Source organism: Desertivirga brevis (assembly GCF_017355835.1).
Map to the genome: position 1 here is coordinate 368262 of NZ_JAFEWF010000001.1, position 11929 is coordinate 380190.

10 protein-coding genes are annotated in these 11929 nt (G+C 38.9%); 6 read left to right on the forward strand and 4 right to left on the reverse strand.

What is annotated here, in order from left to right:
• Positions 1-48: 48 nt before the first annotated feature.
• Complete coding sequence (locus tag J4N25_RS01570; RefSeq protein ID WP_207420384.1) at positions 49-201, forward strand: hypothetical protein; 153 nt, start codon at positions 49-51, stop codon at positions 199-201.
• A gap of 112 nt (positions 202-313) precedes the next feature.
• Here J4N25_RS01570 and J4N25_RS01575 read toward each other — a convergent pair whose 3' ends face one another.
• Positions 314-2533 (reverse strand): monovalent cation:proton antiporter family protein, encoded by a 2220-nt coding sequence (locus tag J4N25_RS01575; RefSeq protein WP_207420385.1) that lies wholly within the window; start codon positions 2531-2533, stop codon positions 314-316.
• A 200-nt stretch (positions 2534-2733) separates the two neighbouring features.
• Entirely contained in the window at positions 2734-3198 is a 465-nt protein-coding gene (locus J4N25_RS01580) for a hypothetical protein (RefSeq protein ID WP_207420386.1), read from the reverse strand.
• A gap of 445 nt (positions 3199-3643) precedes the next feature.
• Between J4N25_RS01580 and J4N25_RS01585 the strand changes: the two genes are divergently transcribed.
• Together J4N25_RS01585 and J4N25_RS01590 are read left to right on the forward strand one after the other, a co-directional pair.
• Positions 3644-4006 (forward strand): hypothetical protein, encoded by a 363-nt coding sequence (locus tag J4N25_RS01585; protein WP_207420387.1) that lies wholly within the window; start codon positions 3644-3646, stop codon positions 4004-4006.
• A gap of 115 nt (positions 4007-4121) precedes the next feature.
• Complete coding sequence (locus J4N25_RS01590; RefSeq protein WP_207420388.1) at positions 4122-4727, forward strand: class I SAM-dependent methyltransferase; 606 nt, start codon at positions 4122-4124, stop codon at positions 4725-4727.
• A 71-nt stretch (positions 4728-4798) separates the two neighbouring features.
• Here the strand turns inward: J4N25_RS01590 and J4N25_RS01595 are convergent, their stop codons facing one another.
• Entirely contained in the window at positions 4799-5575 is a 777-nt protein-coding gene (locus J4N25_RS01595) for a GNAT family N-acetyltransferase (protein WP_207420389.1), read from the reverse strand.
• A 361-nt stretch (positions 5576-5936) separates the two neighbouring features.
• Complete coding sequence (locus tag J4N25_RS01600; protein ID WP_207420390.1) at positions 5937-7229, reverse strand: esterase-like activity of phytase family protein; 1293 nt, start codon at positions 7227-7229, stop codon at positions 5937-5939.
• Positions 7230-7455: 226 nt separating this feature from the next.
• Here J4N25_RS01600 and J4N25_RS01605 point away from each other — a divergent pair, with 226 nt between their 5' ends.
• From J4N25_RS01605 to J4N25_RS01615, 3 genes are all read left to right on the forward strand, one after another.
• Positions 7456-10866, forward strand: a complete 3411-nt coding sequence (locus J4N25_RS01605; protein ID WP_207420391.1) for a response regulator — start codon at positions 7456-7458, stop codon at positions 10864-10866.
• A gap of 110 nt (positions 10867-10976) precedes the next feature.
• Entirely contained in the window at positions 10977-11306 is a 330-nt protein-coding gene (locus J4N25_RS01610; protein ID WP_207420392.1) for an ArsR/SmtB family transcription factor, read from the forward strand.
• 50 nt (positions 11307-11356) lie between these two features.
• On the forward strand, positions 11357-11920 hold the full coding sequence (locus tag J4N25_RS01615) for a DUF6428 family protein (RefSeq protein ID WP_207420393.1): 564 nt from the start codon (positions 11357-11359) through the stop codon (positions 11918-11920).
• The last annotated feature ends 9 nt before the right edge of the window (positions 11921-11929 follow it).

Consider the following 11929-nt stretch of genomic DNA (forward strand, 5'->3'; position numbering starts at 1 on the left):
AAGAGATCATTTATAACTTTGTCTTATTAGTATTAGTAAGGAGTTGCTATGTTTTTCAAAGTATTATCAAAAGTAAGAGTAATTGCAACTGGACAAACAGGCATTGTAGCTTTCCCCTACCAAAAAGGCGAGAAAATTGTGGTTTCCATAGATCACGGAAAGGACAGATTGTTCGATGAAATGGAGCTGGAATATATTTAATTCCAGCTCCAAACCTTGATATTCAAGAGAAACCTCCATGAGCAGAAACTCACAAACGAAGGATGAAAGTTTTAGAGAGGTACTTTCTGTCCTCTTAAAAACAATTAAACTTTCAGAAAAAAAGGCTTTCTATTTTAGCACGGTTGCCCACCATCCAAATCATATCGCCTTCTCTAAGTATAAAAGAACTTTCTGGATTCAATATCCTTTTACCTTCCCGTTCAACTGCTACCAGCAGTCCCTGTGCTTGTTCTCGGACGGAGGAATCTCTTATACTTTTGTTACACAGAGGAGATCGGGAGGATATTGGCACTTTATGAAGTTGAATATTATTTCGGTAATCGTATTTCGGATCTTCATCCTCCTCGGTTTCCAGGAGATGCTTTAAAGTAGCAAGTTCCTCGTCTGTTCCAATTACAGTCAATTTATCGTACGGAAATAGACGTTCGTCTTTTCCTGGCGTTGTAATTACCCTTTTACCACGCTCAATCATAGCAACATTAACGCCATATTTTTCGCGAATAGCAAGCTCAATAAGGGTGCGACCGATGAAAGAAGAGTTTGCAGAAACCTGCATTGTAGCTAAGTGCGAATCCCAGGGAATAATTTTATTCTGAGACTGTTCAACCTCCCGGGCATTAAAATTTAAAACGAACCTGTTCTCCAGCCGGTTGTAAAAGCTGTTCAACCTTGATGAGAAGATAGCTAAGACAGCAACGACCAAGCCGGTTAAAATAATTACTGCTATAGTAGTTTCAAAAATACTAGTAACTAAAAATGCAACAAAGGTGATAGCGAACACTAGTCTTAGAAGTTCTAATGCAACCAAAGGACCACGAGAATATTGAGTATTTAACCAAAGGTGCGAATAAGCACGTTTCTCAATTCTTTTCGCTGCAAGACTCCAGAGAAATGGTGCCATAAGGATCATTGACAGTGTAAAGACAATACTTTTTGCCAGCAAATCCTGTTCAATATGTCGAAGAACGAAGGGCATGGCAACCCGAGAAACAAGCACGATTATCCCAATAAGGATAACTGACTGAATAAAGAAATTCCCCACATATGCTTTAAGTAAGATCTCCCAATCACTTGTAGTAGTAATACCTTGGGTGCTTGTACTGTAATTATTAATTGCAGCAATCCAACGGTTAGGCAGGTTACGCTCCAAGGCGCCATAGAAGGAATTTGAAGCCTTGATCAGGTAAGGCGTAGTAAAAGTGGTAAGAGCAGAAACAGCCACGGCAATAGGATAAAGGAAATCGCTGGTAACTTTAAGGGTTAGGCCAAGGGTAGCTATTATAAAGGAAAACTCTCCGATTTGAGCGAGACTCATTCCTGCTTGCACCGAGGTTTTTAAGGGCTGTCCGGATAGTAGGGCACCCAGTGAGGAACTTAAGAACTTTCCGCCGACTGTAACAACTGTTATAACCAAAATAGGTACAGCATAATCAACCAGAACCTGAGGATTGATAAGCATTCCAACAGAAACAAAGAAAACCGCTGCAAAAAGGTCCTTTACTGAAAGCGTAAGATGTTCAATCTTTTCAGCATACACAGTTTCTGCGAGAATAGAACCCATAATAAATGCACCTAGAGCAGGAGAGAAGCCAGCCTTTGTTGCGAAAATAACCATGGCCAGGCAAAGGGCAAGCGAAAGGATCAACATTGTTTCATCTGTCATGAAACGACTAACCTTTTTGAGCAAACTAGGTATAAGAAATATCCCTGAGACAAACCACAGAACCAGAAAAAAGCCCAGCTTAAGGATAGATTCTAGCATTTCCAAGCCAGCGAAGTTTTGGCTAACTGCAATAGTGGTTAACAATACGAGGAGCAAGATTGCAACCAGATCCTCTACAATAAGGATTCCAAATACCAGACGCGCAAATTGCTTATGTTTTACACCTAACTCGTCAAAAGCTCTTATTATAATTGTAGTAGATGAAACAGAAAGGATACCACCGAGGAAAATACTATCCATAGTATTCCATCCAAGGGCCTTTCCAGATAGGAAACCAAAAAGGAGCATGAAAACAACTTCCACAATAGCGGTTATAGAAGCCGCACCACCAACTTTCAACAATTTCTTAAAGCTGAATTCGAGCCCAAGGTTGAAGAGCAGGAAGATCACCCCAATTTCTGCCCAGATAGCTATACTTTTTTCCTCTGAAACTGTAGGAATAAAAGAAAAATGAGGACCAACTAGAAATCCGGCTAGGATATAGCCCAGTACAAGCGGTTGTTTAATCCTTTTGAATATTAGGGTAGTAATAGCGGCAGCGCCAAGAATAAGTCCGAGGTCAGTTATTAATTGAGGTAAATGTACCATCAGCGAAATATTTTATGAATGCCTTTCCAGTTAAAATAAAGAAAGGCACAAAGTGTTAGTTAGTAATAAGGGTATAATCAATCAAACAGTGGCCCACAGGCAATTGCTACATTTAGTGAAACAGATTCAATGTTTTTCAGTGTGATAAAAAACTCAAGTTCCCTGGTAAGAGGGGATTAAATAACCTTTGAATTCTCCATCTACCATAAAGAATGGAAGGGGTATAGTAGGATTTGATGTTTTAAAAAAAACAGGTGAATGATCTTGAAATAGCCAGAATCGGGCGCGTAGAACGAGGCTAAGAAGGATCCCGAATTTGCATTTAAATTAAATACAGGAATGAAGGATTTTAAGTTTTGATCCTTAAGATTGATTTGTAATCGCGGTAGATGGTTAAGTAAAAGCTTTCCATGGTGCTTCGACTGGTCCTTAAAAGAAGAATACTCCTGTTTATAATCAAAAACCTTCCCTCTAACATCCTGTTTTAATTTGAAAACATACCCCAACGAAAGCACCCAGAACGCAAATAGCGCCAGGTACTTAAAAGCAGCAAGGATCTGTTTCAACTTCATTGTTGCAAAACTAGGGGAATTAGTTCTAATTAATGTCTTTTGAAAAGCATGAAGCAGATAAGTAGATTGATAAAACCTACTTTTTAAGAGCATTTTTTTCAAACTGACGGGGAGAACCACCCAAGAAACACAAGTCTTTACCTATTAAATGTTAGATCTTTTGAATTAACGATTTTATAATATAAGTAATGGGGCGTTATCCTCATTTCTTTAATCGGGGTATAAAAAAAGGAAAAGCCGCCCCTTTACAACTTCACTTTCTACCCAAATTCTGGTCCAGGAATAATTTACCCCTTTAGTTCGAGACAATGAGAAAAAGCTATTGATCATATTCTTCATATTATTGACCGATTTTAATAACGGATAAGCAGCCCGAATGTAAAATGGGCCTTTGTTCTTGCCTACCTTGCCAGGCATTGACCTGTGGGAGTTCGAATTCAAATAAACCAGACACGCTGACCTAACCAGTTATGAGTATTTTTTGTATTTTAGGGTAGCTAGGATAACTTATGACCAGACAATAATGGTAAATATATTGATGAAAAAAAAGACAATGACCCTCTCTTTTGACCTCGATGATCTCCTTATTCCGGGAGTAAAGACATTTGAAACAGAAAAGCAATCTTTATATCAAAAGGTTCTAGGAATTGAGCAAATCAGGAAGGGAACAATTGATCTTTTCAAAAAGCTCGGACAAGACGGACACTCTATTTATATTTACACAACATCTTTCCGTTCTATAGTGAAAATCAAGCTGATGTTCTTCTCCCATGGAATTCGAATAAAAAGGGTGATAAACCAACGAGTTCATGATAAAGAAATGAGAGAACACAGAAAAAATTATTCAAAATACCGCCCGCCTTTGGAATTGATATTCATGTTGATGACTCGAAAGGTGTAGAAAATGAAGGGTATAAATTTAACTTTGCAACTATTATAATTGCAGAAAATGATTCTAAATGGCAGGAGAGTGTGCTTAGGGGAATCACATACTATGAAAATTTAACAATACCAAGATGACAGAATTTTGGGAAGAAGCATTTAAGGAGAAGCAAGAAATGTGGGGACCTGAACCTTCTAAATCTACTTTGCTGATTAAGGATCTTTTTGTTAATAACGGAGTAAAGCAAGTTTTGATTCCAGGAATCGGATATGGTCGTAATGCTAAAATATTTCTTAACCATGGGATGTCGGTAACAGGAATTGAAATTTCAGAAACGGCAATAAATATTGCGAAAAAACATTTCGGGAATTATCTTTCTATTTACCATGGCTCTGTAACGGAAATGCCCTTTGATGATAAAAAATATGATGGAATATATTGCTATGCCCTAATTCACTTATTGGATCAGGAAGAACGAAAAGGACTGATCCAAGCCTGCTATAATCAACTTGAGGGCGGCGGATGGATGGCTTTTACCACTATAACGAAACAGGCAACAACCTATGGGCGGGGGAGGCAAATTAGTGAAGATAGGTTTGAAATGTTTGGTGGGGTAAAAATGTTCTTCTATGACGAAGGAACCATACAAGAAGAATTTGGAGATGCAGGCCTGTTTGAAGTCAGCAAGGTAGAGGAGAACTATCCTTTTTATCTCATAAAGTGTCGTAAGAGCGTTTGATGATTGAATTCCCATTGTTGTACCCATAACATCTTTGATGAGATGCCGAAGGCATTTAAATGATTGAAGAATTAGTATTTAAGGAAGTCGGACAACACTCTGTCGAATCTGTTATCCATACAAGCACTTATATCGGTTGTAACGAATTTCCCTTTGTAAAATAAGCTGAAAATAGTTGCAGGGCTGGGGGCGCATTGTGCTTGTTCCATTGTTTCTAGCTTAATCACTGTTAACGGAAGATGTCGCTTCGCTGCTGTTTTAACCAATGAAGTCTTAACATGAAATTCCGCAAAGGGACAACGGTTTGAATAAATGGCAACCAAGCCGTTCGTCTGGATGCTCTGATAATCTAGCTTGGTCTTAAATTTTGGGTTTTCTGCACAAGGATTAATTTTTTTCACTAAAAGAACGAATCCCATTTCAAGCGAATCACAAACCTCAAACCCCTGTTGGATCAGCCATTTGGTATCACTCATAAAATGAAACTTTTTTTTACCTGCAACAGTTGCCAGCCCGTTTTTTCCATTATTCCTGGCATGATCCATAGCGGATTGGAGGAGCGCCTTCCCGTAGCCTTTGCCCTTGTACTGACCGGAAACCCAAAAACAATTGATTAAAAAGTAGTTTGGTGCCTCAACGGGCACCCAAGCTAGTTCAGAAGGTCCATACTCTATGAACACTTTTGCTCTTGCGTTTAACCGGCGAAAGACGTATCCGGTTTTAAACTCTCCACGTAGCCATTCTTTCTTTGCTTCGTAGCTTTCCGTACATTTCTTGTCCGAAATGGCACAACAAATATGTTCATTCGAGATATTTTCGAGATTAAGGTCTAAAAAGCTTTCCATCATTCTTAAGATTTGATTCCCGATGCCGGCGTATGCCTGGAGGTACTCCTAAATTTACGTATAAAGAGAATATTATTAAATGAGTATTGTCATTTTCCCACAGCTAATTATCCTAATGGTAAAACACAAATTTAGTACAAGCCATAGATCCCATCTTGTTGCTAAACGCCAAATATTACCTAAATGAATAGTACGACATTAATGGTCATTAGGCTGTTGAATTGCTAAGTCTGATAGAGGTTAACATAACAGCAAGAGATTTGCATATATCACCTAATAGAGAGAATACTAAGGGGTTAAATAAAACAGGCGCCATTTATAGCGCCTGAAGTTTCAATATTTTCTAGAAATTGCAGATGAATTATTACAAATTGATCTTAACAAAGTATAATCTGTTTCCATCTACTTTATTTGTAATAGGTAACATCTTTTGTGCAAATCCGCTGGCACCATTATCTACTACACCAAAATCGTCATCGTTGGAAATAACAAGAATATTTCCAGGAAGAAGAGCAAGTCCCTCCGCTTTATCATGCGGATAAACAGATGGCAGATCTCTAAGAAGATCAAGTACAAGCACCTTACTTACAGGAGTGATACCTGCTGCAGTCAATCCAGCAGCATTATTTAATTCTTCTACTGTTTTTCCGCCAAATAGCTTTCCATTTGCACCATTTGTAGGATCAGAAATGTCTGTGGCTGATGATAGATCTATTTTGAACACTTTTTTGAATGCAGCAGGATTAGTTGGCGCTCCTCCAAAAAGTCCGTCCCTTTCTAAAGTTAAAAATGTGGTGCTGTTCACTGCAACAATTTCACTTACGCCTGTAAGACTAGTGCTTTCCATCAAATAGGCATACTGTTTGGTGGCACCACTGGAAATATCGTAAGTAAGGATACGGATTACAACAGAGTTGGAAACAGCCGTTCTTGATGGATTATACATGGGTGATTGCATAATTCCAACCAAAGTTTTACCATCAGGAGTGATTGTCAAACCCTCCATCCCACGATTAGCCCTTCGAGTTGCAAAAACAGCGGGGATACGGCGACCTCCTTGTCCGTTACCGAATGGATTAATTCGCTCCAGCGCTTTACCATTCGCATCAAAATGTGCCAAGTGTGGCCCGTATTCGTCGCTAACCCAAAACGATCCATCAGCCATTCGAACAAGGCCCTCTGAATCAATTCCGTCTGGACTTGGCGTAAGTACCGTTCCACTTAAATCGTAGGCTGTTTCACCGGAGGCCCCCATACCTGCAGGGTTAGGAAGCCCATTAAGTTTAGCTCCACTTGAGTTTTTTAACTCAATAACCTGCTCGAGCATTAGCTTGCCATCCTTCAATCTAAATTTACCGATTTGAGGAGCGAAATCGGGCTTCCCGATGATAATTGAGTTAGCTGCCTGACCGGCTACATTCGATCCCCGGTCTGTTAGCATATAAAATACGTCAGGAGATGCAGGGTCTACTGCTACAGCTGAGCCATAGCCGCCATTGTACACTTTTACACCATTACTCGCTGTAAATAGAACTGCTGGATCCACAGCTTCGGCCATTGTAGGGTACTCGATAGCTTTAGTTTCATTATTGTCCTTTTTACAAGAGGTTAAGGCTATAGTTAAAGCCGCAGTAAAACTTAGTACTTGTTTGTTCATTGAAAACGTTGATTGAATTTCAGACAAAGCAAGGGAGGCTGTATAAAATTATCATTAAAACTATATAAAGCAATTAATCAAAAAGATTAAAAGAGAAACAATTGATTTTACATAATATTTCAACATTATGTATTAAGTTTTTATTAAATCCGCCGAAATGATAGAAAAATAGGAATAAACTTAAGATTTTTGAAGATAGGATACTCTTAGTCCATTTATTCCAAGTATGATCAGGTTCTCTTTCCACCAAAAAATTTTAGTAGGCTTCATTTTAACAATTATTGCTGTTCTCATTGGAGTTTACATCGCTTATAGTCGTATTGGAGATTTCCAAAAGGACGGTGCTGCTGTAGATCATACCCAAGAGATATTAAAATTTACTAACCAGGCAGTATTTAATGTTGTTGAAGCAGAAAGCAATATAAGAGGCTACATTGCAACAGGTAAAAAAAGCTACCTGGATAAGTACAATAACGCACTAAGCAAGATTAATCCTTCTGTGGATCGTGTTGTATTTTTATTAAATGAAGACAGGAGGGACGAAGCTACTGCTGATTCTCTAAAAGCCAATGTAGACGAAAAGCTTTTTGCTTTAAGCAGGGTGCTGTGGGTTGCGAACCTTGATGGAACGGAAAAAGCCAAAGAATTGTTAGCTGAAGACACTACATTAGACCGCCTCGAAAGCCTGGTTGAAAAAATTAAACTTAATCAATCCCTATTGCTTAATCAACGGAGGAATGAAAGTGACCATAATTCATCAAAAACTATCCGATTTTTCTACATAGGTAGCTTTTTCATAATTCTCCTAATATCGCTATTATTCTTATTTATCACACGAAGTTTCTCTACTCAAAAGAAAGTTGAGGAGAGCTTGATGCAATCCAACATGCAATTAGAGAAAGTTTCGAGGGAGAACACTGAACAGAACTTGCTTCTAAAGGGCACTTCGTCGTTAGAAAGGTCTATGCGTGGAGAGTTGAGCGTTGAAGAATTATCGGACACCATTCTTTCGGGAATATGCGAATTTAGTTCAGCACGTATTGGATCGGTTTACATTTTTGACAAAGAAACAAATCTACTTGTACTTAAAGGGAAGTACGGCTACGCCAAAGCGCTAAAGCCAGCTATAGAGGTTGGAGAAGGTCTAATAGGGCAGGCAGCAATTGATAAAAAGCGTGTATTGATTGAAGAATTGAATGAAGAACTACGCAGTGTTGAGGGAGGCTTTTCCATAATAAACTCGAAACACGTGTTGATGCAACCAATTATTTACCACGAGAAATTGATTGCAGTAATTGAGTTGGGTTTTGTAAACAAACCGACTGCTCTTGATCTCCTTTTTATAGAAAGAGTTGGGGATGGCGTTGGTATTGCTATTCATGCAGTACAGTCAAGGCAGAAAATAGAAGAATTATATGCTGAAGCCCAAAGACAAGCAAGTGAGTTAGAAAATCAGCATGAGGAGTTACGTATGACCAACGAAGAACTTCTTGAGAAAACTGTAGCATTACAATCTTCGGAAGAAGAACTAAGGGTACAACAAGAAGAATTATCACAGGCAAATTCCGAATTGCTTGACAAAGCCCGCTTGCTGGAAGAAAAGAACAATGCTATTGAATTGGCCAGAGAAGCCATCTCCATAAAAATGGCAGAACTAGAACAGGCTGATAAATATAAATCAGAGTTCCTTGCTAACATGAGTCACGAATTAAGGACTCCTCTTAATAGTATACTCATACTTGCTAAGATCCTTTCTGAGAATAAAAAAACCCACTTGGATGAGGAAGAAGTAAAGTATGCCAAGGTAATACACACTGCGGGTGGCGATTTGCTTGCCTTGATCAATGACATACTCGACCTTGCGAAGGTTGAAGCAGGCCAGGTTGAGCTTGACGTTAGGGAGGTAGCTATTAAGGAGGTGAAGCAACGAATGGAAATGTTCTTTTCACAAACAGCGAAATCAAAAGGAATATCATTTAATATTTTAACAGAGCCTGCTGTACCTGCCGCAATAGTAACCGACGAACGAAGATTAGAACAGGTATTGAAAAACCTTCTTTCTAACGCCTTTAAATTTACACCAGATCGCGGGTCTGTAACGGTGAAGATAGATACTTATAATGAGGGTGAGGATTGGAAAGTAAGATTTGCTATTCAAGATACAGGAATCGGAATTCCTGAAGATAAGCATCAAACAATTTTTGAAGCTTTTAAACAAGCCGACGGATCAACAAGCAGGATTTACGGGGGAACTGGTCTTGGTTTGTCTATCAGTCGCGAACTTGCACAGCTACTTGGAGGTGAAATAACACTTGAAAGCAGACCGGGAGAAGGTAGTACTTTTAGCTTGGTATTACCATCCATTATTTCCTTTACTCAAGATCTGCATCCTGTCCCAACCCAGCAGCAATTAGATATAGCTCCTGCTGAAGGAAATTCATCAGCAGATACAAGTAAAACCGTACTGATTATTGAAGACGATCGGAACTTTGCAATGATCGTTGAAAAGATCTGTATTGAAAGAGGATTAATTCCAACAATTGCAGAAAGTGGTGATGCAGGTCTAGAGATGGCCCGGCAAACGAAACCCGACGCTGTTCTGTTGGACATCATGTTACCGGTTGTTGATGGATGGTCTGTGCTTAAACAATTAAAAACAGATCCTCAAACGCATCATATCCCTGTACATTTAATGTCGGCAAAAGAAGAGAATTCATCTAAGGCAATCACTGAAGGGGCGCTTGGATTTCTAAAAAAACCAATTGAAAAAGAACAGCTTGAAAATGCTCTCGATTCACTGTTTGGACTAAAGGTTATGCATTTGAAAAAGGTACTACTGATTGAAGATCATCAGGTTCAAAGTGACGTTCTTACTTCTCAATTATCCGGCATCGGCATTGAAGTTATTCAGGCCTTTACAGGAAAAGAGGCAATCGACCATCTCACAAATCAAAGTGACTTCGATTGTATAATCCTTGACATCAATCTACCTGATATATCGGGTCTGGATCTTTTAGATCAAATTAAATCAAATGGTCGCAACGAAGAAATTCCTGTTGTAATAAATACTGCTATGGAGCTTGATCGTAATACTTTAGAGCGGGTAAACAGGTATACTAATTCGATGGTATTTAAAACGCAGCACTCCAATACGAGACTAGTTGAAGAAGTGAACCTTTTTATCGATAAGTTGAAAACAAGCCCGGTAAAGGAAAAGAAAAAAGAAACAAGTGAATCGTTACTTGAGGCTATTACTGAAGAGAAAACTATTTTGCTAGTAGATGATGATATCCGGAACGTATTTTCATTAACCAGTGCCCTCCAGGGTGCGAATTTCAAGTTCGAGATTGCATATAATGGTAAAGAGGCATTAGAGAAGTTGGATGCAAATCCTGATGTAGATCTAGTACTGATGGATATTATGATGCCGGTAATGAACGGGTACGAAGCTATTGAGGCAATAAGAAAGGATAGCAGATTTTTGGATCTACCTGTTATAGCGATAACAGCGAAAGCCATGAAAGACGACCGAGATAAATGTTTGGCAGTGGGTGCAGATGAGTATATTTCAAAGCCTGTAGATGTTGACGCCCTTGTCGAATTAATGACCCGTCTTCTGAGCTTAACAGCAGTTTAATTTATTTTTCTATTCATAAATGAAGGGTAGATATCCAAAATAGGTGTTTTCTAATAAAACGTCACACACCCTTGTGAAATAATAAGATTAATCGTAATATTGCGATATCAATGGGAATAACTAAAACTGAAATATTTTCCGAAGAACAGAATAAGCTGGCCGTAATGCTAAAGGCTATTGCTCATCCTGCCCGGATTGCCATTCTTCAGGAGATTATTAAAGCTAATGCTTGTATTTGTGGAGACCTGGTAAATGAACTGGGACTTGCACAAGCGACTATCTCACAACATTTGAAGGAACTAAAGAATGCCGGCCTAATTCAGGGAACCATTGAAGGTGTAAGCGTATGTTATTGCATTCATGCCGAAAATTGGAGAATCCTTGAAAGACAGATAGGTGGCTTCTTTGCCTCCTACAAAGGACCTCAAAACTGCTGTTAAAAATTTTTAAACCAATTTATCGTAAAATTACGATAATTAAATTATAGCATATGAACAATCCAAACGCAATGAGCTGGGAGGCTTTCAAAGCAGAGCTTACCAATTATCCCCATCTAAGTCTACAGTTTCAGTATGCGGACGGTGAATGGGTAAAACCTTCCTATCATATTACTGAAATTAAACTGGCTCCTATAACTTCAGTTGATTGCGGAGGGAAAGTTAATACCTGGACAGAAGTGATCGTTCAGCTATGGGAACCTGAAGAAAAACAACAGGAAAGAGCGATGACGGCAAGTAAAGCAATGTCTATTATTGATCTTGTAGAAAAAGCGATAGTGCTTGATCCTTTAGCGGAGCTGAAAGTAGAATTTGGAAATTCAAGGTTTGATACCCGTCAAATGTTTCCTTTTAGTATTGCTGCAGAGGGAGAAAATCTAATCGTAAATCTACAAGCAGATAGCGTGCAATGTAAAGCTTTAGGAAGAAATCAAACTTGCGGAACTCCCAATGGTGAAGAAGTATGCTGCTCGCCCCAGGTAGTTGAAAAACCTAAGATTGAACTTAAGAACCTGGTAGCCGAAAGGTGTTGCACACCTGGAGCAGGCTGCTGCTAGATTATAAAA